At 40.1% G+C, this 26,502-nt stretch carries 20 protein-coding genes; 8 read left to right on the top strand and 12 right to left on the bottom strand.

What is annotated here, in order from left to right; all coding sequences use genetic code 11:
• Positions 1-990: 990 nt before the first annotated feature.
• Entirely contained in the window at positions 991-2,397 is a 1,407-nt protein-coding gene (locus M2408_RS20060; protein ID WP_208642613.1) for a Gfo/Idh/MocA family protein, read from the top strand.
• A gap of 168 nt (positions 2,398-2,565) precedes the next feature.
• The gene (locus M2408_RS20065; protein WP_259186173.1) at positions 2,566-3,504 is read left to right on the top strand and encodes a formylglycine-generating enzyme family protein; all 939 of its coding nucleotides are present in this window, start codon (positions 2,566-2,568) and stop codon (positions 3,502-3,504) included.
• A 44-nt stretch (positions 3,505-3,548) separates the two neighbouring features.
• Here the strand turns inward: M2408_RS20065 and carB are convergent, their stop codons facing one another.
• Together carB and M2408_RS20075 are read right to left on the bottom strand one after the other, a co-directional pair.
• Positions 3,549-6,368: a carbamoyl-phosphate synthase large subunit gene (carB, locus tag M2408_RS20070; RefSeq protein ID WP_259186175.1), complete on the bottom strand. Its 2,820-nt coding sequence runs from the start codon at positions 6,366-6,368 to the stop codon at positions 3,549-3,551.
• A 261-nt stretch (positions 6,369-6,629) separates the two neighbouring features.
• A complete protein-coding gene (locus tag M2408_RS20075; RefSeq protein WP_259186180.1) occupies positions 6,630-8,888 on the bottom strand; it encodes a family 20 glycosylhydrolase in 2,259 nt (752 codons plus the stop codon).
• A gap of 150 nt (positions 8,889-9,038) precedes the next feature.
• Between M2408_RS20075 and lipA the strand changes: the two genes are divergently transcribed.
• Positions 9,039-9,920, top strand: coding sequence for a lipoyl synthase (gene lipA / locus M2408_RS20080; protein WP_120261378.1), 882 nt, complete (start codon positions 9,039-9,041; stop codon positions 9,918-9,920).
• 15 nt (positions 9,921-9,935) lie between these two features.
• On the opposite strand, the gene M2408_RS20085 is transcribed toward lipA, so the two are convergent.
• The 9 genes from M2408_RS20085 to upp form a co-directional block, all read right to left on the bottom strand.
• Complete coding sequence (locus M2408_RS20085) at positions 9,936-10,076, bottom strand: hypothetical protein (RefSeq protein WP_259186187.1); 141 nt, start codon at positions 10,074-10,076, stop codon at positions 9,936-9,938.
• Positions 10,077-10,108: 32 nt separating this feature from the next.
• Positions 10,109-12,769: a carboxypeptidase-like regulatory domain-containing protein gene (locus tag M2408_RS20090; protein WP_259186189.1), complete on the bottom strand. Its 2,661-nt coding sequence runs from the start codon at positions 12,767-12,769 to the stop codon at positions 10,109-10,111.
• Entirely contained in the window at positions 12,769-13,671 is a 903-nt protein-coding gene (locus M2408_RS20095) for a GLPGLI family protein (protein ID WP_259186190.1), read from the bottom strand. Before M2408_RS20095 ends, M2408_RS20090 begins: the two co-directional genes overlap by 1 nt.
• 125 nt (positions 13,672-13,796) lie before the next feature.
• Positions 13,797-15,440: an amidohydrolase gene (locus M2408_RS20100; protein WP_259186192.1), complete on the bottom strand. Its 1,644-nt coding sequence runs from the start codon at positions 15,438-15,440 to the stop codon at positions 13,797-13,799.
• 189 nt (positions 15,441-15,629) lie between these two features.
• Positions 15,630-16,040, bottom strand: a complete 411-nt coding sequence (locus M2408_RS20105) for a BrxA/BrxB family bacilliredoxin (protein WP_259186193.1) — start codon at positions 16,038-16,040, stop codon at positions 15,630-15,632.
• Between the two features lie 144 nt (positions 16,041-16,184).
• Entirely contained in the window at positions 16,185-16,718 is a 534-nt protein-coding gene (locus M2408_RS20110) for an ATP-binding protein (protein ID WP_259186194.1), read from the bottom strand.
• 23 nt (positions 16,719-16,741) lie between these two features.
• Positions 16,742-17,344, bottom strand: coding sequence for a nicotinamide riboside transporter PnuC (pnuC, locus tag M2408_RS20115; protein WP_259186195.1), 603 nt, complete (start codon positions 17,342-17,344; stop codon positions 16,742-16,744).
• A 52-nt stretch (positions 17,345-17,396) separates the two neighbouring features.
• Positions 17,397-17,870, bottom strand: coding sequence for a ribonuclease H-like YkuK family protein (locus tag M2408_RS20120; protein WP_046672303.1), 474 nt, complete (start codon positions 17,868-17,870; stop codon positions 17,397-17,399).
• Between the two features lie 103 nt (positions 17,871-17,973).
• On the bottom strand, positions 17,974-18,621 hold the full coding sequence (gene upp, locus M2408_RS20125) for a uracil phosphoribosyltransferase (RefSeq protein WP_120261383.1): 648 nt from the start codon (positions 18,619-18,621) through the stop codon (positions 17,974-17,976).
• Between the two features lie 284 nt (positions 18,622-18,905).
• Here upp and uvrB point away from each other — a divergent pair, with 284 nt between their 5' ends.
• The 4 genes from uvrB to M2408_RS20145 all read left to right on the top strand — a co-directional run bounded on the left by uvrB (position 18,906) and on the right by M2408_RS20145 (position 24,054).
• The gene (gene uvrB / locus M2408_RS20130; protein ID WP_259186197.1) at positions 18,906-20,939 is read left to right on the top strand and encodes an excinuclease ABC subunit UvrB; all 2,034 of its coding nucleotides are present in this window, start codon (positions 18,906-18,908) and stop codon (positions 20,937-20,939) included.
• 422 nt (positions 20,940-21,361) lie between these two features.
• Positions 21,362-22,393 (top strand): glutamate 5-kinase, encoded by a 1,032-nt coding sequence (proB, locus tag M2408_RS20135; RefSeq protein ID WP_223583740.1) that lies wholly within the window; start codon positions 21,362-21,364, stop codon positions 22,391-22,393.
• Complete coding sequence (locus M2408_RS20140; protein WP_259186198.1) at positions 22,390-23,640, top strand: glutamate-5-semialdehyde dehydrogenase; 1,251 nt, start codon at positions 22,390-22,392, stop codon at positions 23,638-23,640. The genes proB and M2408_RS20140 overlap by 4 nt, the downstream gene beginning before the upstream one ends.
• A 9-nt stretch (positions 23,641-23,649) precedes the next feature.
• Positions 23,650-24,054: a hypothetical protein gene (locus tag M2408_RS20145; protein ID WP_259186199.1), complete on the top strand. Its 405-nt coding sequence runs from the start codon at positions 23,650-23,652 to the stop codon at positions 24,052-24,054.
• Between the two features lie 64 nt (positions 24,055-24,118).
• On the opposite strand, the gene M2408_RS20150 is transcribed toward M2408_RS20145, so the two are convergent.
• Positions 24,119-25,255, bottom strand: coding sequence for an acyl-CoA dehydrogenase (locus M2408_RS20150; RefSeq protein ID WP_259186200.1), 1,137 nt, complete (start codon positions 25,253-25,255; stop codon positions 24,119-24,121).
• A gap of 286 nt (positions 25,256-25,541) precedes the next feature.
• Here M2408_RS20150 and M2408_RS20155 point away from each other — a divergent pair, with 286 nt between their 5' ends.
• Positions 25,542-26,177 carry a peroxiredoxin gene (locus M2408_RS20155; RefSeq protein WP_077438013.1) on the top strand — a complete coding sequence of 212 codons (636 nt, stop codon included), beginning with the start codon at positions 25,542-25,544 and terminating at the stop codon, positions 26,175-26,177.
• The last annotated feature ends 325 nt before the right edge of the window (positions 26,178-26,502 follow it).

A 26,502-nucleotide genomic window follows, 5' to 3' on the forward strand; every position in this document is an offset into this window, starting at 1 on the left:
ACAATGGTTCCGCCACAAAAGCTCTAGGGATCCGATTTCGAAATGGCGCCATTAAATACGGTTCTGCCAGGTACTGATCTGAGGTAGTGCGTTATTACCTTCTTAATATATTTCCCGCAGATCAAATGACCCCACAGCGGAAATTCGGAGGACATGCCTTATCATGACGGTGTATCCCCTGCTTGTCGGCTAAGACCATATCCTAGCCGATGTTATTGCAGCTTTTGCTCTAGTGATCTTAAAACCGAGTAAAGTTGCTTTTATGTGACTCTTTCCTGAATAGAATTCGGGCTGTGATTCTATAAATACCAGCGACCTCCTGCTGGCGGTAGAGCAGCTCCGAACACCATGCATTTACATGTTGCACGAATGTTAAATACCCCTGCCCGCTGCCTAAATTCGGATCCTACCACTGTGTTATTGCAACGGTTCCCGTCATGATCTTTGCCAAATGAACTTACTATATAATTCTTTCCTCAGTTAAAGTGGGGCTACTGGCTATCCGACCCTATCATAAGCGAAAGTAGGCTTGATGATTGGATGGGTAACCAAATTACGGGATGGTAAGATGTTCTGCAAGTGATTCCCGATCCGACTCGTTGTAGCCCCGGTAAAAGAATACTTGGCAACGGAGATCTCTAGTATAAAGGAATCAGAAACTTATCATCTTGAGTATATGTTCTTTAAGTTTTTGCTATGAAATTGAAATCATGAATTTATCTAACGGTCACACTTTCAGTAAAAAATTAACGATTATAATAAATTAAGCAATCGTTTGTGTAGATTAAGCAAACGATTGCTTTAAAGTTTGATTTTTTATTTCGAGAAAAGTGTTATATTATTGTTATAGAGATTAAGTTCTTTAGTTAGAACCAAGTATAAATCCAAATCCAAATGGATTTTTCTTATTGACTGTTTAGTTTGTTTTAAAATAGGTGATTTTTTAGAGGGACCATTTTGGTCCCTTTAAATTTACATGAACTTTAAATTATGGATTCTAGAAGAGATTTTTTAAAAAAAGCCGGAATTTTATCATCACTGGCTGTTTCACTTCCTACGTTGGTCAATGCAAATGCGACTGCCGAAGCATTTAATATGTGTGGTTATGCTGCACCCAAAATTGATAAAGTGAGAGTTGCTGTAATTGGATTGGGGATGCGTGGTCCTGGTGCAGTCGAACGACTATCTTTTATCGAAGGTTGTGAAATCGTTGCGCTTTGTGATAAACATCCAGAAAGGGTCGAGAAAGCGCAGAAGATTCTTACCTCAAAAGGTTTGAAGGCTGCAAAGTCGTATTCTGGAGAAGATGGCTGGAAGTCATTATTGAAGGAGGAAAAGCTGGATCTGGTCTATATCTGTACACCTTGGGACTACCATGCACTCATGAGTGTTGCAGCTATGAAAGCTGGTAACCATGTGGCTTGTGAAGTGCCAATTGCATTAACAATAAAAGATTGTTGGGAGGTAGTCAAAACATCTGAAGCAACAAAAAAACATTGTATGATGTTGGAGAATTGTTGCTATGACTTTTTCGAGATGTTGACATTGAATATGGCCCGCCAAGGTTTATTTGGTGAATTGATCCATGGTGAAGGTGCTTATATCCACGACTTATTGGATTTGAATTTTTCAAAGAATGGTTATGATAATATGTGGCGTCTAAGGGAAAATATTAAATATAATGGTAACCTCTATCCAACTCATGGACTTGGACCTGTCGCGCAGTGTTTAAATATAAATAGAGGAGACAAGATGGATCACCTTGTCGCGATGTCGTCCAATGATTTTATGATGGGCGAGAAGGCTAAGGAACTCGCTGGAAAGGATTCGTTCTTTCAGGAATTTGTCGGAAAGAAATACCGTGGCAACATGAATACGACGCTAATTCGCACCGCGAAGGGTAAAACAATTATGTTACAACATGATGTGACCTCGCCTAGACCATATTCAAGACTTCATACGTTAAGCGGTACAAAAGGTTTTGCCCAAAAATACCCAACTGAGAATATTGCTTTTGGTCATGAATTTATCAAAGAGGAAAAACTCAAAGAATTATATGATAAATATACGCCAGAATTAGTGAAATACATCGGTGATAAAGCCAAGGAAGTCGGTGGACACGGAGGTATGGACTTTATGATGGACTGGCGCCTAATCGACTGTCTACGTAACGGATTGCCATTGGATCAGGATGTCTATGACGCTGCTTCATGGAGTTGTATTGTACCATTAAGTTTTGAGTCCGTTGAAAAAAACTGTAAAACGGTAGCAGTACCAGATTTTACAAAAGGTGCTTGGAAAAATAATAATCCGGTGGATATCACCTTAAAAGGTGGTGGTAATACACCTATCCGCTCAAAAAATGCGAAAAAAGAAAATGTGCAATTGGATGTGTAAAATCTACATCTAAGTCAATAATTGAAATGGGAACATTTTATTGTTCCCCTTTTATGTTTATCTTTAGGTATGTTAATCAATCTGACGATAGTTACCTGTCTATCTATATTTTCCACAAATGATACCCTTTCATGTTGTGTTGGTGAAAATATACCTACACGGGCCGGAATGATCAAATCTCAGTTATCCAAACAAAGCAATAATGCCACTGGAAAGATGGTGTTAATTGAAGGTGGTAAATTTCTGATGGGAAGTTCGAATTTCGAAGATAGTAAACCTGTACATGCTGTAGAACTCCATTCATTTTATATGGATGAGCATGAAGTTACAAATACACAATTTGCCCAATTTGTAAAAGAAACGGGTTATGTGACGGTAGCTGAGCGAAAACTTGACCCAAAAGATTTTCCCGGCGTGGATCCGAATATGTTGGTTCCTGGATCTGCCGTATTTTCAAAACCCAAAGAACTCAACTCTTTAAATAACTATCTGATGTGGTGGGAGTACGTTCCGGGGGCAAATTGGCAACATCCTGAAGGGCCTAATAGTTCAATAAAAGATAAAATGAATTACCCAGTTGTCCAGGTTGCCTATGAGGATGCGGCTGCCTATGCAAAGTGGGCTGGAAAAAGATTGCCTACTGAGGCTGAATGGGAGTACGCTGCCCGTTCGCGTAAGGATACCAATGATGATCTGTATTATTGGGGAAAAGAGCTGAAACCCAATGGAAAATGGACGGCCAATATCTATCAGGGGAAATTCCCTGTTGAAGACTCAAAAGAGGATGGTTATGAAGGTGCGGCTCCAGTGAAATCTTTTCAGGCGAATGTTTTAGGACTCTACGATATGGAAGGGAATGTTTGGGAATGGTGTTCGGACTACTATAGACCAGACTATTATAAGAATAGCGTGGCGTCAAATCCCACAGGACCGGAGAACTCCTATGATCCGCAGGAACCTAATCTCGAAAAACGTGTTCAACGAGGCGGATCGTTTCTCTGTAATGATCAGTATTGTGAACGTTATAAAGCAGGAAGCAGGGGAAAAGGTGAGGTAAATAGCCCAACAAATAATGTCGGTTTCCGATGTGTAAAAGATATAAAATAGAAAAGGCTTGCATTTGCAAGCCTTTTCTATTTTATAGAGACACCTTATTGTGCATTCAAAAACATTGATTTTTGATTGTACAATTCTCTGAAATATGGATCTTGAAGATCTTTGATAAAGCGGATTGCTTCACCAGTTGATTTCATTTCAGGGCCTAATTGTTTGTCTACCTCAGGGAATTTATTGAAGGAGAATACAGGCTCTTTAATAGCGTATCCTTTCAATTTACGTTCGATTGTGAAGTCACTCAATTTATTAACACCTAACATAACTTTTGTCGCGATGTTGATGTAGGGAACATCATAAGCCTTCGCGATGAAAGGAACTGTACGTGATGCACGTGGGTTAGCTTCGATGACATAAACATTCTCACCTTTGACAGCAAACTGAATATTTAATAGACCACGTACATTTAGTGCTTTGGCTAATTTAATCGAGTATTCTTCCATTTTATCCTGAACAGCTTGGGATAGTCCGAATGGAGGTAATACCGCCGAAGAATCTCCTGAGTGAATACCAGCAGGCTCGATGTGTTCCATCATACCGATGATATGTACATCTTCACCATCACAGATAGAATCTGACTCCGCTTCTTCAGCACGATCCAAGAAATGATCGATCAGGATATGATTACCGGGAAGGTTTTTCAATAAGTTAACAACAGCTTTTTCTAGGTCTTCGTCATTGATGACGATACTCATGCCTTGTCCACCTAATACATACGAAGGACGTACCAATACTGGGTATCCAACTTCGCTGGCAACTTGTAACGCCTCTTCTGCAGAAGTAGCTACACCATATTTTGGATATGGAATATTTAATTCTTTCAAAAGATCAGAGAAACGACCACGATCTTCTGCCAAGTCCATATTTTCGAAAGAGGTACCAATAATTTTTACACCAAGCTGCTCCAAACGTTCAGCCATTTTAAGTGCTGTTTGCCCACCCAATTGAACGATTACACCCTCAGGTTTTTCTAATTCAATGATCTCACGAACATGCTCCCAGAATACAGGCTCAAAGTATAACTTGTCAGCCATGTTGAAGTCCGTTGATACTGTCTCAGGGTTACAGTTAACCATGATTGCCTCGTAACCACATTCTTTGGCTGCCAATAACCCATGCACACATGAGTAATCGAACTCGATACCTTGACCGATACGGTTAGGACCTGAACCTAATACAATGATTTTCTTTTTGTCTGAAGATATGGATTCGTTTTCTTCTTCAAATGTTGAATAGTAATATGGTGTTTGTGCTGGGAATTCCGCGGCACAAGTATCAACCATTTTGTAAACCCGGTTGATGCCAAGTTCCTTACGACGATCATATACCTGATCTTCTGTTACATTACCTAACAACCAAGCAATCTGTACATCTGAATAACCTTTTTGTTTTAAGGTCATGAAGAAATCGCGTGGGATATTATTCAGTTGGTAACGACGTAACTCTTGCTCAAGATGTACTAATTCTTGGATCTGTACCAAGAACCATTTGTCGATACGTGTTGCTTTACGAATTGATTCCAATGGAACACCTAATTCGAATGCATCTTTGATATGGAACAAACGGTCACCACTTGGATGTTCTAAGCTATCCATGATCTCGTCCAGATTTCTCCATTGACGACCATCGGCACCTAGACCAGCGCGGCCAGTTTCAAGTGACTGACATGCTTTCTGTAAAGCTTCGATAAATGTACGGCCGATTGCCATAACTTCACCTACAGCTTTCATCTGAAGACCTAATTCTTTGTTTGCACCTTTGAATTTGTCAAAATTGAAACGCGGGATCTTAACGATGACGTAATCTAATGTTGGTTCGAAATATGCTGAAGTAGTTTTAGTAATCTGATTTTGCAACTCATCCAAGTTGTATCCGATCGCCAATTTAGCTGCAATTTTTGCAATTGGGTAACCAGTTGCTTTCGATGCTAAAGCTGATGAACGAGATACACGTGGGTTGATCTCGATTGCAATGATTTCTTCATTTTCTGGATTTACCGAGAATTGAACGTTACATCCACCTGCAAATGTACCAATTGAGCGCATCATCAGGATAGCCTGATTACGCATGTCTTGGTAACATTTGTCCGATAATGTCATACCTGGAGCTACTGTGATCGAGTCCCCAGTGTGGATACCCATTGGATCAAAGTTTTCAATTGTACAGATGATAATGACATTGTCGTTGGTATCGCGAAGCAATTCTAATTCGAATTCTTTCCAACCCAATACAGCTTGTTCGACTAAAACCTCGTGTGTTGGTGATGCGTGTAAACCTCTATTTAAGGCTGCATCAAAATCTTCTTTTCTGTGTACAAATCCACCTCCTGTACCTGCTAAGGTGTAGGAAGGACGTATAACAAGAGGATAACCAATTTCTTGTGCAGCTTCTTTACCCTCTAGGAAAGAGTTTGCAATCTTTGATGTTGCAACGCCCACACCAATATCAACCATTAATTGACGGAATTCTTCACGGTTTTCAGTTTTTTCAATGGCAGCAACATCAACACCGATAACTTTTACGTTGTATTTTTCCCAAAGACCTAGGTTGGAAGCTTCGATACATAAGTTCAAAGCTGTCTGACCACCCATGGTAGGAAGTACAGCGTCAATATTGTGTTTTTGCAATATTTCTTCAATACTTTCGCAAGTTAATGGAAGTAAGTAGACATTGTCTGCAACAACTTTGTCCGTCATGATTGTTGCAGGATTTGAGTTGATGATGGATACTTCAATACCTTCTTCTTTCAATGAAAGGGATGCTTGAGATCCAGAATAATCAAATTCACAAGCTTGACCGATAACGATGGGACCTGATCCGATGATTAAAACCGACTTAATGGAAGTGTTTCTTGGCATTATATCTAGTTCAAAAAATTAAATTTCCTATTGTAAATCTGAGCAAAGACAATCAAAAATAGCTCATGGGGAAGGGTCATTCCGACTGCTTTGTCGGAGTGCAAAGTTACATTTTAAATTTTGAAAATGAAGTATTTATTTTAAGAATATTTCAAAATAAAATGACCTTTGTTGGAAAAGTAGTTTTGAAAGCAGTAATAATAGTTGGAAAACGTAAGGAGTGGGTTCTCCAACTATTATCGTGAATTGTCTATTATTTGGTTAATAAACAATAATTTCATCTGTAAATAAATATCCTTTTTTCGGATTGCTAGCCTTGATTTTTATGTAGCGTGCCTGCTGCGCTTTATCTAGTTTCAGCTCGAAACGTTTAAATGTTAATTTGGATTCTTTATCGGATACATCGTTTTTCACTGTTCCTACTGAACGGAATGTGCGGCCATTGTCGGAAAGAAGGACTTCCATTTCACCTGGCATGTAAACCCCCGGACCTATCATTTGCATAAAATTCATGGCAACCTGATGAATTTCTTCTCTTCGCTCTAAATCGACTACGACATCAATCGGGCTTGTAAAACCTTGCCATTGGCCATCGTGGTAAGAGAGTCCGCCCATTAGTCCATTTGTTAAAGTCGAATCTTTTTGAGCGGGATATCCTGACCATTGTGTGTTGTAAGTTACTTTTTTCCCAATGGCGCGATGAATATCAATATCAAATGATAATGTAGGACCTATTTTAATGGAGTCCTGAAAATATGCGGCATTGATATGTCCTGTGGAACTCAGTTCAAATGGACCGGTATATGGTGTTGACTGAATCGTAGGTTCACTTCCATCAATGGTATAACGGATCTGATCTGTTTTTAGCTGCTCTGTCGTAAGCGTAATCTTGTTGTTGTTTTTAATCGCATTATACGATGCTGTATAGGCAACATTGAATGACGGACGGTAATAGTTCAGATTCAGTTCTTGCAATAGCTTGTAGTGTGATTGTATTCTTCGTTGAAAGTCCGTCCAGCTTTTTGCATCTTTCGTTGTCCAATTGACTTCGGATAATGCTAATGCACGCGGAAATACCATATATTCAACATGCTCCATCGTCGGCACATATTCTGTCCATATATTCGCCTGCGCACCAAGGATATGTTTGGCTTTATCACCTTGTATCGCACCTGGAATGGGGTCGTAGGAATAGACTTTATCAAGTGTTAGATAGCCTCCAATAGCTTCGGGTTGTGTTCTTGGGTCTGTCTGATAGGAATCGAAATAAAGATGTGAGCCCGGAGTCATAATGACATCGTGGCCCGCATTTGCAGCTTTTATTCCGCCCTCTTCTCCACGCCAACTCATGACCGTTGCTCCTTCAGTCAGTCCGCCTTGTAAGATTTCATCCCAACCAATAAGCTTTCTGCCCTTTGATTGCAGGTACAGATCCATTTGTTTGATGGCATAACTCTGTAACTCGTCAACGGACTTTAAACCTTCCTTCTGCATAAGAGCTTGATCTTTTGGACAGGTTTCCCAATGTTTCTTTTCCGCTTCATCACCTCCGATATGGATATATTGAGAAGGGAATATAGTAAGTACTTCATCCAGTACATTTTTTAGAAACTCAAAAGTCTTTTCATTGCCAATGCAAAATTCGCCTTGGCCATAGGGTTTCCCTGAACAGGAAAGTTCAGGATATACGGCTAATACCTCTTCTGAGTGTCCGGGCATTTCTATTTCTGGAATGACATTGATGCCTTTTCGGGCAGCATAGTCGACCAGTTCGCGTGCTTCTTCCTGTGTGTAAAAGCCGCCACTGGCATTTGGGTTTCCTTTTTCCACATATTGGCGTCCATTGTTCCACCAATCTTTCCAATGGGCATGTGTACGCCAGGCTGCTTTTTGTGTTAATTCCGGATATTTTTTAATCTCCAGTCGCCATCCCGCTCCATCTGTCAAGTGCCAGTGAAAGTTATTGAACTTATAGATGGCCATGACGTCGATATATTTCTTTACGAAAGAAAGTGGCATAAAGTGACGGGAAACGTCTAAATGCAATCCTCGGTATGAAAAACGAGGTTCATCAACAATAGTCGCAAATGCTATTTTGCTGGGATCAGCTTGTAGATACCCTAATTGAACCAAAGTATAAATTCCATTAATGACCTGCGGAGTATCCCAGGCTTTGAGCAGGAGACCTTTCTCATCAATTTGAATCGAATAGGCATTTTTGCTGAGGTTGTCTGCATCAACCGCCTTTACAATACGAAAGCCTTCTTTTGGTGCTTTTTTGTTTTTCTTCAGCACTTCAAGGGTTAAACTCTTGATCGCAGGATGTTCAGTAAGCAATCGCACCGCTGTTTGGAAATCATCAGAAACAATGACTGTGAGTTGTGTTGGGATGGTATATATTCCAGTCGCTACGGTCACCTTGGATGGCTTGGGAATAAGGTCAAAATTAGTTTGGGCCTGCGCACTAAAAATGCAAGCTCCCCCAAGCAATAACAGGGATAAAGATTTGCTCAATCGCATAGTAAAGTATTTAGATCAATAGATAATCAACACAAATATCCTAATTTTTGTTTCATTATTCTATTATTGCCGTCATTCGATAAGTATTTATGATATAAAACCAACAAATTGCCCAATAGAAATTACATTTTTAATCCTTAACTTTGTTGTATGATTGAACTTCCAGTTATTCCGGCAACTCCTGCACAACGCAAGCCAGATTGGTTGCGTGTCAAATTGCCTGTTGGTAAAGAGTATAGACATGTCAGAAGTCTTGTAGATGAGCACAAATTACATACAATTTGTGAGAGTGGAAATTGCCCAAATATGGGTGAGTGTTGGGGGGCAGGAACAGCAACCTTCATGATATTAGGAAATATCTGTACACGTTCATGTTCGTTTTGCGCTGTAGCAACAGGTCGTCCTTTGCCAGTAGACTTGGATGAACCAAATAGGGTAGCCAATTCTGTGAAGTTGATGCAGGTAAAACACTGTGTTATCACTTCTGTAGACCGTGATGATCTAAAAGATGGTGGTTCTACAATTTGGGCAGAAACGATCAATGCAATCCGTAAAGAAAGTCCTGAAACGACTTTGGAAACACTATTGCCAGATTTTAAAGGTCAATGGGATAATTTGGATCGTGTCATTGCGGTTCGCCCAGAGGTCGTTTCACACAATCTGGAAACGGTGCGTCGTTTGACCAGAGAAGTACGTGTTCAGGCCAAATATGACCGTTCTTTGGAATGTTTGCGTCGGATTTCGGAAGCAGGTCTTCGTACGAAGTCGGGTATCATGTTGGGTCTTGGTGAAACGGAAGAAGATGTGATTGAAGCAATGCAGGACTTGTATAATGTTGGTGTTCATATTTTGACTCTTGGACAATACTTACAGCCAACGAAAGCACATCATCCCGTTATCGAATTTATCACACCAGCTCAATTTGAAAAATATAAAAAAATTGGTTTGGAAATGGGATTCAAATATGTTGAATCCGGACCTTTGGTTCGTTCATCTTACCATGCTGAAAAGCATTTGTTCGATATGCAATAATAGCGTGCTAAACGATTAGACTTCTTGGGAAAACAACAGTTGTTTCCATGTTAACATAAAAAAGGCCCAGGTGGAATAATTCACCTGGGCCTTTTTATAGGTCTTCTTACCCTTGGTCGAACTTTGCAAGTAACTGTTTTCCGCAGCTGGTTTCATTTAAGGGACTGGTTTTCATGTAAATTTAAACCCTAAAGATTAAAGACAGCGCGTAGTAAAATCGTTCTTCCACGTAGTTCAAATTCATTTTGAGAGATCATATTGGCTGTTGTCATGTAGGTCTGATAATTTTTTATATTCGTTAAATTGCTCATATCCAATTCAAAGTCAGTTTTCCATTTGTTCAATCGATAACGCGCAAAAACATCTATAAAGGTATAACTCGCATTCTTCATATTCGTCTGGAAAGTGGAGAGGTTACGTATGTTTACGCGTATATAGCCGCTTTTGAAAGGGCTTATAGGGAAACCTAAGTTATGTATCATCATGGTTGTTTTATTCCGAATCAGATGGTCTTTTCCTTGTTGCTGGCTTCTATTCCAATTGAGTGTACCCGTATAGGATACGTTGTAGGATTTGAATATTTTTGTTTCAAAACTGGGTTGGAGGGCGTAATTAATGCTTTTTATGGGAACAACACTGCTGTTTAGCAATTGATTGAATCGGGAATATGCAATACTACCTTTTAACTTAAGGGTACTTGCTAATGGAAATATATATTTGTCAAATCCAATTTGTGAGGACCAGTGTTCTTGTAGGTTGTCCATATTAACTAATATATTCTCTGTGATATCGTCTTTTATAATTGAGGATAACATGGTGTTGGATGAGAGTCTGGAATAGCTGATTCCTGCGGTAGCAAATAATACTTTCAATGTACGCGCCAGATTGTAATTGAGATTAAAGGCATGTTTTTGGGATTCATTCAGCGCAGCATTGTTTTGGCTGAGCATCCTATAATTGCGCAGCACTGCTCCACGGAATACGTCTTCAATATTCCCGATGTCCTGGCTATATTGATAAGCAAATTGGAGATAATCTTCTTGGGAGACTCGCCAGCGTGCTTTTAGCCCGGGGTTGATCAACCATGAATTTTTTGAAATGTCCAAAGCCTGTGTATTATCTTCATAATGGGTGATCAGGTAGGTGATCGGGATATCGAGGTGAGCCTCGAAGCGATCGTTTTTCCAGTCATACTGTGGTGTAATGAATACTTGAGATCTGCTCCAGTGTAGATCGTTGCTCGTATTTTGACCCGGTCTTGTATCCATCTGTTCATTATCTTGAAGATATAATAATGAAGTAAAATGTTGGCGATCGGTATTGAAACCGATCTGATAATGCTGCTTAATCTTACTTTTATTGAAGTGGTAACCTGTCGAAACCTCAGTGAAAAATGAGGGAACCTCAATTTGCTGAATGGTACTTTTGTATGGAATGCTGTCATTTAATATTTCAGGAAAAACACCTGGATAAATCTGTAGAGATTGTGGTTTATTCCCATAGTTTAATGTCCAATTAACGGCTATAATATCGTTGTTTTTTAATTGCGGTATATAACTGAACTGATTGCTGATTCCTTTGATATGGTGTTTTTGAAATTGGTCAATTTTACTGGTCGAGTTTGTTAATAGGGCTTTTATATCTTTTTTTTCATATTCAAAAGAGAGTATTTCGCGGATGTATTTTTTTTCTGTATTCACGGATGCCGAGAGTCTTGCCGCACCTAGCCATTTCTCTGCTCTGATACCGTTTTGTTCTTGAAAGGATACATCACCTCCATCAAGTAAGTATCGTGTACTAGCAGCGTTATTCTGCCTTTCTTTATCAAATAGTAGCTGAATATTTGATTTCAATTGCCATTTGTTTTTGAAATTATATAGATTATTGGTGTTGAGGGAACCTGTATTGTTAAAGTAATAGTTGTTTTTTGGAATATTGGGAGCTCCAGTTGTACTTGTTGCAAGGAGATTGTTAATAGAGGAAGCGCCAAACTTTGCGAGTAAAGATGACTGGTTATTGCCTACGACATCAGCAGAAAGATCCCTACCGATGTTATTTGCACTGAGTACATTCAGCATTTTAACTTTTTTGTTAAAAAGGATTGTGTTTAGCTCAGGGTCATAGTTATTGGGAGTACCAGCAGCTATTTTAGCCTGTCCGGTTAACTTTAACTTAGCATCTTCTTTGATGACAAGGTTAATGGCTACATCGTCTGTAAATCTTTTGTTTTTAAGTACTTTATAGTGTTCATGGTTATCGAGGACCTGAATGTCTTTGACCATTTTGTGCGGAATTGTTCGCGTGCCTATTCCGTAACGATCTTCTAATAGATCATCACCGTCAATGTAAAGTTTGGAAACCGTTTTGTCCTGATATTTTATTAAGCCGGATTCTGTTACCTCCATACCAGGTAGGCGTTTGATGACGTCTCCGATATTGCGATCCTCTTCCTTCGCAAAAGAACCTACATCATAAGAAATGGTGTCGTTGGAACGATTTACTTTAGGTTTACTCTTTACAATGACATCTTTTAATAGATTTGTTTTGGGGGTTAAGATAATCTGGAGATCGGTCGACTTGTCACCAATTTGCTGTTCGAATTTTTCATAAGTAAGATGGTTGATCTGCAGGTAGATGGTGGTATATTCTTTAGCAAGTTTTATCATAAACCGTCCTGCCTTATCAGTCGTTTTAAAGGCAATGATTTTATTTTCAGACAGGATATTTATACTTGCGAAGGGTATGGGCTTCTTTGTATTTGCTTCTTGTACCTTCCCACTAATCATTTGTTGGGCAAAACAAATTTGCCCAAACCAAATGATTAAAAATAAACATATAGATACTTTCATTAAGGTATTAACTCAATCGGATTATTGGTGACTTTAGAAGGTTTATATAGTTCATCTTTCCGTATATTAAAACTTTTGATCCTAGACACATCCATACCACCATCTCCAGTTTTCGCACCGGCGCTTGAACCGCTTTTTACAGTAATGGCATTGCCGGAACCTAAACTGATACTTCGACTCTTTGCCGATTGAGCGTTCATATAGGCCTGTGGATTTGCTTTAAATGCAGCTTGAATTTTTTGAACTTCCTCCAGTGAGGTTGTAATCACGCCTTGTGGTAGGGCCACCTGTACTTTGCTGTCTTCAAGTTTATCAAATCCTGCATAGGCAAAAACGACCTCATTTTTTGTATCCCTTGCATCCAAAATGAGTCCCGGTAGTCCATGAAGTTTCCAAGGGCCGTATGGAAATGGCAACTCTGTCGTAAACCAGACTTCATAGGTACGACCTTTGAAAGTTGTTTTAGCATTTTGACAACTGTATCCTCCGATCTCCTTGCGATCTCCTAATACTTCCCATTCCTGAGCTGGGTAAGTCTGAGGTATAGCAAATTTGTCCCCGGCAACGGATATCAATTCTGTCATTTTGTTGTTGTTGACATCGAGTAAATACGATGCTCCTAAAGGTGTGGTTCGTGTCTGGATAGTTATATTTCCATCAAAGGAGGGAGCATCCATCTGCTTTTTGACCTCATCCTGCATACGATCTGTGGAGTATGAGGTATAGAAACTGGCCTGTTGATTAAGATAGGCGACCGTTTCGTCACGAATAAATTGATCACGCTGCGTAGTGTCATTAATGTGTTTGAATTCGTAATGTACTTTAGCTATTGCCGGAGAATTTTCTTGAGCAAATAGAATCTGAATTGTCACAGATAATAAGAAGGATAATGAATATTTCATAAAAATATGTTTATATCGTAAATATACGAAATATTCGTAATAACAAAAATTATTGTAAATTTTTACTATTATACCCTGAATGGTGCTTTTCTGGAAGGATGAGATGGAGTTCTGTTGGTGTGAAACTATTGTTGTTGTCTATTGAAAACAGTTTCTCCAGCAATCACCGTTCGTGCTGTTTTTACGTTCCGCAATTGTTCGTTTGGTATTTTGAGGATGTCTTGTTCGAGGACAACAAAATCGGCGTCTTTGCCGACTTCTATGCTTCCCCGTTTTTTCTCCTGAAAGCAGGAGTATGCTGCCCAGATTGTCATCCCACGCAATGCATCTTCCCGACGGATAGCATCCTGCATTTGGAAGACCTGATCTGGGTAACCTTTTTTATCAACACGAGCCACAGCTGCATGAAAACCATACATCGGATTGAAATGTTCAACGGGGAAGTCACTCCCCAAAGCAAGTTTACCATATTCTTTCAAGAGATGCTTGTACGCATAGGCACCTTTCATCCGCTCTTCTCCTAACCGGTCTTTTGCCCAGTACATATCAGATGTGGCGTGGGTAGGTTGCACAGAGGGGATAATATGGAATTTTCGGAATTTATCGAAGTCGATAGGCGATATGATCTGTGCGTGTTCGATACGCCATCTGCGATCTGTATGTGGCTGGAGGTATTTGCCATAGATGTCCAAGATAATTCGATTGGCTGAATCACCGATCGCATGGGTGTTGGCCTGGAAATTACTGGCTGCAATCGCTTTGATCATGTTTTCATATTCCTCTGGACTATGCAAAAGAAAGCCATGTGTAGGTGCATCATGATAGTGAGCGAGCAGACAAGCTCCCCTTGAACCTAATGCGCCATCTGCGAGTAATTTGAATGATTTGATTTCTAAACGATCCGTTTCGTAAAATCCTTGTGCTATAAATGAGGAGATATTTTGCGGATTGCCAAGGATCATCGCATAATCTCTAAATTTCAATTCCCCATCCTGATAGTATTTTTTTAATAAGTTGAGTCTTTCTTTTGATAAACCTGCATCCACAATAGAGGTAAGGCCCACAGAGAGCAATGAGTCCTGGGTTCGCTTTAGCATTCTCAGGTACTCTTTTTCATTGGGTACCGGAATTGTTTTGTTGACCAGATCCATTGCATTATCGATCAAAAGACCATTCGGTGTATTATTGCTTCCACCGACTACACCACCATGAATAATGGGAATGCTTGTCAATTTGGCCCATTCCAGGGCTTTGGAGTTTGCCACTGCGGCGTGATAATCTACCCTTATCAGGTATACTGGTATATCTGGGAAAGCTTTATCCAGTAGTTCCTTTGTAGGGAAGGATTTGTCTTTCCAGCGATTTTGGTCCCAGCCACCGCCGATGAGCCAGGTTTTATTGGGGTTCTTTTGCTGATAACTTTTGACCCGTTGAATCACTTCTTCGAAAGAATCCGCGCCATTCAGGTCGACCTGATCCATCAGTTCGGCTTCATCAAATAGATGAGCGTGCGCATCGTAGAATCCAGGATAGATCGCTTTCCCCTCGGCGTCTATTTTTTCTTTGGCCTTATACTTTCGTTGGATCTCGTCGTCTGTGCCTATTGCAATAAATTTACCGTCCTTAACCGCAAATGCCTGTGCTGTGTTGAAGGTGGAATCAACGGTATAAACATGTGCATTGTACACAATCAAGTCTACCTTTTCTTGGGGGGAACAGGCAAGGAAGATCATGGAAAAAAGGAAAAGAATAACTGGAAAGTTTCTCATATCCTAAAAATAGAAAAAAGTGTTTATAAAGCGAGGGTTATTTCTTTGAAATATGATTTGATTGAAGTATCGTATGAATTGGCAGAAATATCGTTTAGTATATTATGGGTTAGTGTCGAGAGCGGATAACAAAAACGGCTATCCAAATAACTCGGATAGCCGTTTTAATTCAAAAATCAAAATATGTGATTAGCAGTACTCGTCAAATGCAGCGACTAAATTGTCAGCAATCATTTGTGCCGGGCGACCTTCAATCATATGTCTTTCAATCATGTGTACCAATTTACCGTCTTTGAACAACGCCATTGCTGGAGAAGATGGAGGGTAAGGCAACATGTAGTTACGTGCTGTGTTAACAGCATCAGCTTCCATACCTGCGAAAACAGTAACTAATTTTGTAGGATGTTTTTCGTTTTTTACAGCCGCTTTTGCTGCAGGACGCGCATTTGCTGCAGCACAACCACAAACGGAGTTGACAACGACAAAAACAGTTCCTTCTGAAGCGATTGCAGTATCAACTGCTTCTGGAGTTTTTAATTCTTCGAATCCCGCATCAACTAACTCTTGACGCATTGGAGCTACTAAATATTCTGGATACATTATTTCTTAAGTAAAAATGTTAATATTCTAATTTAATTCAGTACAGCGCGACTTTCTGTTTCACATTAAACGATCTTTGCCAAAGCGCTATACTTTACTTTTACAAATATAGATGTAAAAGGCTTTCTCGTCAAGGTGCTTGTTTCAAATCAATGTCAGAAAATCGTTGACAGCTGTTAAGCCATTTTCCAATCGCTGCTGTCCTTCCCCTGAGATAATGCGATATTGACCACTGATAGCTTTTAACTCTGTTTTCCATATCCCCATAAAATGTTCTCGTTGCTCCGGAAAATCTCTTAATGGATCGTCTTGCCAAGGTAGGTCTATATCCATCAGCAGGTAAAGGTCATAGGGGTGTTGCTGAATCTTATCGGTAACCTCCTTTGGGGTATGATTGAATAGGTGGTCAGACCAAATTTTTACAGTCATAAAGGTGGTATCACAGATCAGGATATTTTCCTTTGCTAAAGGAAGGAGTGCTTCTTCCAAAGCGACCTGCCCATAAAACATGTTGACCTCATCCTGTAAGGTATATTTATTATTGAGACTCTGACAGTAATAGCGCGAATACTCCGGTACACAGACCGTTTGAAATTTTTCAGCGAGATACTGTGCCATGGTTGATTTTCCTGTAGACTCGGGGCCTACCACAGCAATTTTTATTAACTCTTTTCCCACATCTATCTTTTTGATAGGCAATATTACGCAAAATTTCTATAGGTTTTTTGCCAGTCACGGTAACCATTCCAGGCAATAATAGCGAATACGAGATACAGTACAGCTGTTAGCATAAGCTCTTTGTGTATATACAATGGAATATAGCAGATATCGACGAAAACCCAGAGAAGCCAGTTCTGAAGTACTTTCCTCGTCATTAGAAATTGAGCCACAAAGCTAACTGAAGTACAGAATGCGTCTATATAAGGAACATCAGAATTTGTCTTACTGTCCAAAAGGTAGCCTATTGCTGCTGTCAGACAAATAATGACAAGTATGCTCAAGATGAGTTGATTTCTATTGGCCTTAACAATCTGTTTCTTTTTTTCTTCCTTTCGCTTATGCCAATAATACCAGCCATATACGGCTGTGGATAGAAAGTAAAATTGTAATACGGTATCGCCGTAGAGTTTTGCATCATAGAAAAGAATGGCATAGGAGACCACACTGATAATGCTAATTGGCCAGTTCCATATATTTTGCCTTGCGGCCAAATAAACACAAAGGAAGCCAGTTAGCGTACCTAACCATTCGAGCCAAGTGGTTTGGGCAAATTGACTGGCAATCTGCTGAAAAAAATCCTGCATCTGGTGTATTAAAAATTACACCTTAAAGATACAAAGTCTACCCTAAAATCAACTACTGCACCTGTTTATTGGCGCAATTGGTGCTCGCAAAAGACTCAGGTTTGGCCTTAAATACGAACCCCATACCCATAATATATCCCATGGCTTCTTTGAGGGCTACATTTGACTGAAAATTTGGATTGGTGTTGATGTCGGCGTGGACTTCTAGGTCTACTTTGTGTTTTTCGAGGAGGGGGCAGAGTTGGTAGGCGATGTCGATGGATTTTTGGACTTCGAGTAGCATCCGTTCTTTAATACTCATTCGATGATGCCTTTTGTCCCGTTGGATAAACATAAATCCACCTTTATGTTCCCTGAGAAAGACGATGACGGTGGCGAAGTCGATGATTCCTCTTTTTACTTGGGAATCGGTGCCGATATAAACTTTGAGCTTGTTCCCTAGGGCGTCTTCTCGTTTAATGACTTCCTCAACAGCATCGAAAATCGTGGAGCGAATGGATTCGCCATTGTATTTTTGCCATCTCATAGTGGTATAAATTAGATATATATAAATTAAACTTCATCATTGATATAAATTTACTGAATTTCAATGATCTAAGTGTTAATTTAATTTTAAATAATTCTCCACATTAATGAAGTTTTTCACCATAGGCCAGATCTCCGGCATCGCCAAGACCGGGAACGATATAGGCTTTTGTTGTCAATTCATGGTCAACATCACCCACCCAGATATGCGCAGTCGGAACGAAAGCCTTCACATGGTTTAACCCTTCTTCTGAGGCAATTGCCGCAACAATATGCAGTTCTTTAATCTCGTATTCGGCCAGAAGATCTTTACAACATAAGACGAGGCTCTTTCCGGTAGCCAACATTGGATCGACGATGATAACTGTTCTATTATCTAGATTCGGTGTATTGACGTATTCTTTGTGAACTTCAAATTCGCCACTCTTTTTGGTGTGCCGATAAGCTGCGATAAAAGTATTGTCGGCTTGGTCAAAGATATTTAATAAACCTTGATGGAAGGGAAGTCCTGCCCTTAGAATAGTGGCTAATACAGGCTGTTCCATTAATAGCTGTGTCTTGGCAACGCCCAAGGGTGTTTCAACCTCCACGGGTTTAAAGGCCATGGTTTTGCTGATCTCATAAGCAAATACTTCTCCGAGCCGTTCCAGATTCCGACGGAAGCGCATGCGATCCCGCTGAATAGTAACATCTCTCAATTCTGCAATAAAATGATTTGCAATGCTATTTTGGGTAGATAGAATAGTGACCATGACGTGCGTGCTAGTTCTGTTAAAGCTAAAGATAGTAAATAATCAACTGAAAGTAATAACATCAGCGGCATAATTATAGTTTGATATAAAATGGTAAAAAAATTAGTAAATTTGTGTGAAGACCATTTAAAATATGGCCCTAGACCGCATGTTACAAAATCGTAACATTTATAGATTAACATTGTGTGAATGTGACGGATTTTTCTAAGCTGAGATTTAGCGATGCATCGGTGCTGATGCTTCGCAAAAGGTCGAAATAGTTTTCTTTAAGAAATAGGAATTGTATGAAATTTGAATTGACATCAGAGTATAGACCGACGGGTGATCAACCAGAGGCAATCAAAGAATTGGTAGCAGGTGTGGACCAAGGTGAACAATATCAGACGCTCTTGGGGGTTACCGGATCTGGTAAAACATTTACTGTAGCCAATGTAATTCAAGAAACACAGAAACCAACCCTTATATTAAGTCACAATAAAACATTAGCTGCTCAGCTGTATGGTGAATTCAAACAGTTTTTTCCGAATAATTCGGTTAATTATTTTGTTTCTTACTATGATTATTATCAGCCGGAGGCATTTATAGCTTCCACGAATACTTACATTGAAAAAGACTTGGCGATCAATGAAGAAATAGAGAAGCTGCGATTGGCAACGACTTCATCATTGATGTCCGGACGACGGGACATTGTTGTGGTTTCTTCCGTGTCCTGTATTTATGGTATGGGAAATCCTGAAGATTTCTCACGGTCAATTTTTCGTTTTGGCATTGGAATGACAATAACACGGAACGCCTTTTTACATAAACTGGTCGAAATCCTCTATTCTAGAACAACAACTGAATTTAAACGTGGTACTTTTCGTGTCAAGGGAGATACCGTCGATGTATACCCTGCTTACTTAGATTTTGCGATCCGTATTTCCTTTTTTGGTGACGAGATTGACGAATTGAGTGAGATCGATCCGGTATCTGGTAAGACCTTGAATAAAATGGAAGATTTAGCCCTTTTCCCAGCGAACCTTTTCGTTACCCCGAAGGAGAAATTTAAGGAATCTATCTGGGCAATTCAGGATGAATTGATGCAGCGCAAGACGCAGTTGGAGGAGGAAGGGCTTATGCTGGAAGCCAAACGTCTGGAAGAACGTGTGAATTACGATCTGGAAATGATGCGCGAACTTGGCTATTGTTCTGGAATAGAAAACTATTCTCGATTCTTCGATGGAAGACAGCCGGGGATGCGTCCTTTCTGTTTGCTGGATTATTTCCCGGAGGACTATCTGCTCGTCATTGATGAGAGCCATGTTACTTTGCCGCAGTTACGGGCCATGTATGGTGGTGACCGTTCACGTAAGGTCTCTTTGGTGGAACATGGTTTTCGATTACCTGCGGCCATGGACAATAGACCGCTCAACTTTCCGGAGTTTGAATCGTTGACCAATCAGACTATTTATGTTTCGGCGACTCCCGGAGATTATGAATTGCAACAGACGGACGGTGTCGTCGTTGAACAGGTAATCCGTCCGACAGGTTTGTTGGATCCCATTATTGAGGTTCGTCCGGCGATAAATCAGGTGGATGATTTCTTGGAAGAAGTAGACAAAACGATCAAAGAAGGAGGCCGTATCTTGGCGACAACCTTGACCAAACGGATGGCTGAGGAGTTATCCAAATATATGACCAAGTTGAATCTTAAAGTTCGTTATATACACTCTGAAATTAAGACTTTGGAGCGCGTAGAGATTTTACGGGGATTGCGCTTAGGTGAGTTTGATATTTTAGTTGGTGTGAATTTACTTCGGGAGGGATTGGATTTGCCCGAAGTTACGCTGGTAGCTATTCTCGATGCCGATAAAGAGGGCTTTTTACGTTCGGAGCGCTCGTTGATCCAAACGATCGGACGTGCTGCCCGGAATGATAAAGGACGGGTGATCATGTATGCGGATAAAATGACAGACAGTATGCGTGTAACGATTGATGAAACCAATCGGCGTAGGGATAAGCAAATGAACTATAATATAGAACATGGTATTACGCCACGAACGGTTGGAAAGACCAGGGAAGAAATCTTGGAGCAGACCTCGGTCGCCGATTTCTCAGGCGTTGAGCAAAAGTTTTACGTTGAGCCAGATCCTACACAGGCTATTGCAGCTGACCCTGTCATGCAATACCTCAGCGAAAAAGATCTGAAAAAAGCGATTGATGCTGTTCGCAAGAAAATGGATAAAGCTGCGAAAGATATGGACTTCTTGGAAGCTGCGAAATACCGGGACGAAATGTTCTCTTTGGAAAAGCTTTACGATGAACGTTTTTCATCGTAAATGAGATATACTTGCTTTTTAATAAGGATGTATTAAGAGGTGAATTTTGTGATAAATGAGCTAGGTTCTAATTCTTTATGGATTTTAACCTTGTTTTTTATCATTCACTGAGATTTAGGTCGGTCACCAATTTAAATTTTGATTTGAGACCTAATGTATTAGTTATGATACAGGTCTATTTTCCTTTCATGTTGCGCGCATCCCACCTATGATTTCTTGTTGAATCTTCAATTCTCAGGAGATGGACTTTTACTTTTTTTGTAACCTATCTTTACAATCTACTTTTCGGGTGAAGGAGGTTTACCTGCTTAAAAATAGTTGGTATTTTATTGCGCAATATTGTTCAATTATTAACATATTTTGCAAAAATCAAATTCTTCTCAGTAAATTAGGGCTTTAATCTAAACTAAAGCATACTTACAATGAAAAAGCCTATTCTCGTTGTCAAATTTGGATCGGCTTCTATTACCACGAAAGAGGGAGAAGTTGATGAACGTATTGTTTTGGAGGTTGCCCGGCAGATTGCTTCTTTGCAGAAGAAGTACAATATTGTCCTGGTATCTTCAGGTGCTGTTGCTGCCGGCAAGCGTTTTCTCCCCAGTTATACAGGTACACTGTCGGAGCGGAAGGCCGCTGCCGCCATCGGAAATCCGATATTGATTAATACGTATTCCACCTACTTTAGACCTTTTAAGATTTCGTTGGCGCAGAGCCTATGTGAAAGACACCATTTTTCCAATCGGGACCAGTTCCTCCAGTTAAAGAATACTTATGAGGAACTGTGGCGCAACAATGTTATCCCGATAGCAAACGAAAATGATGTGGTGAGCAATAAAGAGTTGAAGTTCTCGGATAACGATGAACTGGCCACGTTGATTGCTGTTGGATTTGGTGCTGAAAAATTACTGTTTAGTACTTCGGTTCCAGGCGTATTGGACGCGAATAATAAAATCATAGAAAAGATAGAAACCATTGACCGGGATGTTCTGGGATTGGCAAGGAAAGATAAATCTGCGGTAGGGTTAGGGGGGATGACCTCAAAATTGAATTTTGCACGTTTAGCTAATCAGATGGGAATTGAAGTGGTTATTTTTAGTATGCAGACCGAAGATGCGATCACGAAAGCTATCAAACATGAGACAGGTACCTTGTGCTTGCCGGAGCGTAAAAAGATCTCCTCACGAAAAAAATGGTTGGCGAGTGGAAGTCTAATTAAGGGTGAGCTGATGGTGGACCGAGGTGCTGAAGAGGCTTTGTTGAAGCATAAAAGCTTACTCGCTGTTGGTGTGACGCGTATTGTTGAACATTTTGAGAAAGGAGAGGTGCTGAATATTGTGAACCTCGATGGTCTGACAGTGGCTGTGGCCCGGGCGAAAATGGATTCATCTTTGTTATCTCAGTCTAGTAAAAAGAATTTAGAAATTGCGCATGCAAATGATATCGTATTGTTATGAGTGAATCAATAATTGAACAATTGAAGGCGGCAGCTAGGGCGAAACAATTCTTGCAACAATTTGCTCCAGATGCTAAAAAGACCGCTTTGGAGGCTATCGCTGTGGCACTGGTTGAGGAGGAGGCCCTAATCCTGCATGCGAATAAAATTGACTTGGATCGTATGGATGATGGAGATCCAAAGAAAGACCGACTTCTGCTGAATAGTGATCGTTTACAGGCTCTATCAGCTAGCGTAAAACAGATTGCTGATCTAGCAGATCCGACCGATCAGCTGTTGCTCAAGAAAATTTTACCCAATGGATTAGAAATAGAGAAAATAACGGTCCCGCTTGGTGTTGTTGGTGTGATCTATGAGTCCCGGCCAAATGTTACAATAGATGTAGCGGCGCTTTGTATCCAGTCAGGCAATGTTTGTTTGTTGAGAGGCGGTTCTGATGCGCAATATACAAACGAGGCCTTGCTGCGCGTTATCCATCGTGTATTAGAAGCAAATCGTATTCCCACAGACATTGTGCAATTGCTGCCTGTAGCGCGTAAACATGTCTCGGAATTACTGGAGGCGACTAAATATGTCGATATTATTATTCCACGCGGTTCACAGTCCCTGATAGATTTTGTTCGAACAAATGCGAAAGTCCCTGTTATAGAAACCGGCGCTGGTGTATGTCATACTTATGTGGATAAAACTGCTGATCTCGAGATGGCTGCAAAAATTGTAGCTAATGCAAAGATCTCCAGACCATCGGTCTGTAATTCTCTGGATACAGTTTTGGTGGATAAGGAAGTGGCACCAGAATTTTTAGCTAAACTGGCACCTTACCTTGAAAATGCTGCGGTGGAAGTGTTTGCAGATCCTATTGCCTATAAATTATTGGCGCATCAAAAATTTTCAAATTTAGTGGTAGCGGAAGAAGCAGATTTTGGAAGAGAATTTCTAGATTTGAAGTGTTCGATAAAAACAGTCAATGGATTGGATGAAGCTTTGGAACATATCGAAAAATATTCATCAAAACATTCGGAGTGTATTGTGTCTTCACATGAATTGACTATCGAACGATTTTTGAATGCAGTGGACGCTGCAGCGGTATATGCGAATGCTTCAACTCGTTTTACGGATGGTGGTGAGTTTGGATTGGGAGCGGAAATAGGTATTTCGACACAAAAACTGCACGCACGTGGTCCTTTTGCATTGGAAAAGTTGGTAACAGAAAAATGGATTGTCCGCGGCAATGGGCAGATTCGATAAGAAAAGACTATGGGATTAAGTTTTAAGAAAGATGTATTGATGAACTGGATCGAGGAAATTGGTAAATTTCTACGTATCTGGACGGAAGGGCATGATGCTTTTACGGAGCCTACGGATCCGACAGTTTTTGAAGGTGCTTATGAAAAGTTCTTTGAGAAGAGTAGGGAATATTTTTTGGGACTTTCGGAAAGCGAACTGACGACCTATTCAAAAGAAGAACTTCAGGCACAGCAGTTACACCCACTAGCATTGATCTTACTATTTGATGGCTTGAATGCAAATGGTGAAGAACAGCAGAATTTATTGCGAAAGGCAAAGCTTATCTTAAATTTGGCTATGGCTGTGACGGCGAGTTTCTCTTTTCAGGATTATCAATACCTGTCGATGATAGATGGTAAATTGAATAATCAATAAAAAATCCTGTCCGTTTCTTTGAGAAGGGACAGGATTTTTATTTTAAGTTATACTATGAACATGCCTAACGTAAAATTTCCCGTGCAATAACCAGTCGTTGTATCTCAGAAGTGCCCTCATAGATCTGTGTGATCTTGGCATCGCGCATTAATCTTTCTACATGATATTCTTTCACATAACCATAACCGCCATGGACCTGAACAGCTTCGACAGTATGTTTCATAGCTACCTCAGAAGCGTGTAGTTTGGCCATCGCAGCTTCTTTTCCATAGGGTAGACCTTGATCTTTGGTCCATGCGGCTTTATAGGTCAACAACCTCGCCGTTTCGATATCTACTTCCATATCAGCTAGTTTAAATTGGATCGCCTGATGTTCTGAAATTGGTTTGCCAAATGTTTTACGTTCTTTGGAATAGGCAAGTGCAAGATTATATGCTCCGGCTGCAATACCCAATGCTTGTGCGGCGATACCTATACGTCCTCCATCGAGTGTTTTCATGGCAAATTTGAATCCAAAACCATCCTCACCGATACGATTTTCCTTGGGTACTTTGACATCCGAAAATAGCAACGAATGCGTATCTGAACTTCGGATTCCCAATTTATTTTCTTTTGGTCCAATTGTGAACCCAGGTAATCCTTTTTCAACAATCAATACATTGATTCCTTTATGGCCTTTTTCTGGATGAGTCTGCGCAATGACGAGGTAAATATCAGCGTGACCACCATTGGTAATCCAGTTCTTCGTTCCATTCAGTAGATAGTGGTCGCCTTTGTCTTCGGCTGTTGTATGTTGTGAGGAGGCATCCGATCCAGCTTCAGGCTCTGAGAGTGCAAATGCCCCTAGTTTTTCGCCTTTGGCCAATGGCACAAGGTATTTTTGTTTTTGCTCTTCTGTTCCAAAAGCATTCAGGCCATAGAGTACCAAAGAATTGTGAGCGGAAACAATAACTGCTGCGGATGCATCAATTTTGGCGATTTCCTCTAATACAAGTACGTAAGCCAGGGTGTCCATACCAGCACCACCATAGGCTTCCGGTGTCATGATACCCATAAATCCAAGGTCAGCCATCTGTTTGACAAAATCTGTCGGAAATTTGGCTTCTTCATCCCGTTGTATTACACCCGCTTTTAATTCTTGGGCAAACTCCCGTGCTGCATCACGGATCATTTTATGTTCTTCGCTTAATTCAAAGTTCATGATATCTCAATTTTATGGTCTATAACTTATCACAACTGTAACTCTTTACTTAATCGTCACGAAGCAAAAAAATGTTTTAGCATCGCGGCGTTGGCGCTAATTTCAGTCCTTTTTTTGGGAAACAGCTAGCTTATAACCAAATATACAAAATATATATTATGCTTGCATAGTATTAAATTAACGTTTTTCATCTCAATCTAAAAAAGTGGGGAATTATTTGTTTGCTAAATTTAATCTACTATATTTGTAGAGTATGTGATTTTGAACATATTTAAAAGATAAGATTATGAGTTTAAGATTAGGAGACGAAGCGCCAAATTTTAAAGCGCAAACGACTATTGGTGAAATCGATTTTCACGATTATATTAAAGATAGCTGGGTGGTGTTTTTTTCACATCCTTCTGATTACACCCCTGTATGTACAACTGAGTTAGGGCGTACAGCAAAATTGAAGTCTGAATTTGACAAAAGAGGCGTTAAAGCGATTGCGTTAAGTGTAGATAATGTAAATGATCATTTGAACTGGATCAAGGATATCAATGAAACGCAACAAACGGAGGTAAATTTTCCGGTTATTGCAGATGAGGATCGACACATTTCTGAGCTGTATGATATGATTCATCCGAATGCTTCTTTGACAGCTACTGTACGTTCGGTTTTCATTATTGGCCCAGATAAAAAAATAAAATTGACCTTGACATATCCTGCATCTACTGGACGTAATTTTGATGAAATCTTACGGGTGATAGATTCATTACAATTGACCGCAGACTATCAGGTGGCTACTCCGGCGGATTGGAAGCATGGTGAAGACGTGATTGTCGTACCTGCCATTAAGACTGAAGATATTCCAGCAAAATTTCCAAAAGGATTTAAGGAAATCAAGCCTTATTTGAGAACAACCCCACAGCCTAATCTATAAGCAATTAGGTTAAATTTATAGGTATATAAAACGTCAGATCTTTTTGGGTCTGACGTTTTTCATTTCAGAGCCTATTCTATACGTAAGTTCACTAAACTTATTCGGACCTGTCAATCTACTGAAAGCATTTCTTTCATGCAGGATATATTCCTTATGATCTGGAACTTTGGTGGCTCATGTTCCAGCATTAAAATTGCTTCATGAATGGGTATCGAAACCAATACTATTTATTTGGGTTTGTCCCTGTAAACGATACAGCAGGAAGATATAGGCAACATATCAAAAAGGGAAAGTGACCGAAGGTCAAAAGAAAAGGCGATACATT

It is taken from the genome of Sphingobacterium sp. BIGb0165 (assembly GCF_024810095.1).
In the GTDB taxonomy this organism is placed as follows: Bacteria; Bacteroidota; Bacteroidia; order Sphingobacteriales; family Sphingobacteriaceae; genus Sphingobacterium; species Sphingobacterium detergens.

Coding starts and splice junctions, on each gene's coding strand:
- M2408_RS20060 (WP_208642613.1), top strand. CDS start 991: ATGGATTCTAGAAGAGATTTTTTAAAAAAAGCCGGAATTTTATCATCA.
- M2408_RS20065 (WP_259186173.1), top strand. CDS start 2,566: ATGATCAAATCTCAGTTATCCAAACAAAGCAATAATGCCACTGGAAAG.
- carB (WP_259186175.1), bottom strand. CDS start 6,368: ATGCCAAGAAACACTTCCATTAAGTCGGTTTTAATCATCGGATCAGGT.
- M2408_RS20075 (WP_259186180.1), bottom strand. CDS start 8,888: ATGCGATTGAGCAAATCTTTATCCCTGTTATTGCTTGGGGGAGCTTGC.
- lipA (WP_120261378.1), top strand. CDS start 9,039: ATGATTGAACTTCCAGTTATTCCGGCAACTCCTGCACAACGCAAGCCA.
- M2408_RS20085 (WP_259186187.1), bottom strand. CDS start 10,076: ATGAAACCAGCTGCGGAAAACAGTTACTTGCAAAGTTCGACCAAGGGT.
- M2408_RS20090 (WP_259186189.1), bottom strand. CDS start 12,769: ATGAAAGTATCTATATGTTTATTTTTAATCATTTGGTTTGGGCAAATT.
- M2408_RS20095 (WP_259186190.1), bottom strand. CDS start 13,671: ATGAAATATTCATTATCCTTCTTATTATCTGTGACAATTCAGATTCTA.
- M2408_RS20100 (WP_259186192.1), bottom strand. CDS start 15,440: ATGAGAAACTTTCCAGTTATTCTTTTCCTTTTTTCCATGATCTTCCTT.
- M2408_RS20105 (WP_259186193.1), bottom strand. CDS start 16,040: ATGTATCCAGAATATTTAGTAGCTCCAATGCGTCAAGAGTTAGTTGAT.
- pnuC (WP_259186195.1), bottom strand. CDS start 17,344: ATGCAGGATTTTTTTCAGCAGATTGCCAGTCAATTTGCCCAAACCACT.
- M2408_RS20120 (WP_046672303.1), bottom strand. CDS start 17,870: ATGAGATGGCAAAAATACAATGGCGAATCCATTCGCTCCACGATTTTC.
- upp (WP_120261383.1), bottom strand. CDS start 18,621: ATGGTCACTATTCTATCTACCCAAAATAGCATTGCAAATCATTTTATT.
- uvrB (WP_259186197.1), top strand. CDS start 18,906: ATGAAATTTGAATTGACATCAGAGTATAGACCGACGGGTGATCAACCA.
- proB (WP_223583740.1), top strand. CDS start 21,362: ATGAAAAAGCCTATTCTCGTTGTCAAATTTGGATCGGCTTCTATTACC.
- M2408_RS20140 (WP_259186198.1), top strand. CDS start 22,390: ATGAGTGAATCAATAATTGAACAATTGAAGGCGGCAGCTAGGGCGAAA.
- M2408_RS20145 (WP_259186199.1), top strand. CDS start 23,650: ATGGGATTAAGTTTTAAGAAAGATGTATTGATGAACTGGATCGAGGAA.
- M2408_RS20150 (WP_259186200.1), bottom strand. CDS start 25,255: ATGAACTTTGAATTAAGCGAAGAACATAAAATGATCCGTGATGCAGCA.
- M2408_RS20155 (WP_077438013.1), top strand. CDS start 25,542: ATGAGTTTAAGATTAGGAGACGAAGCGCCAAATTTTAAAGCGCAAACG.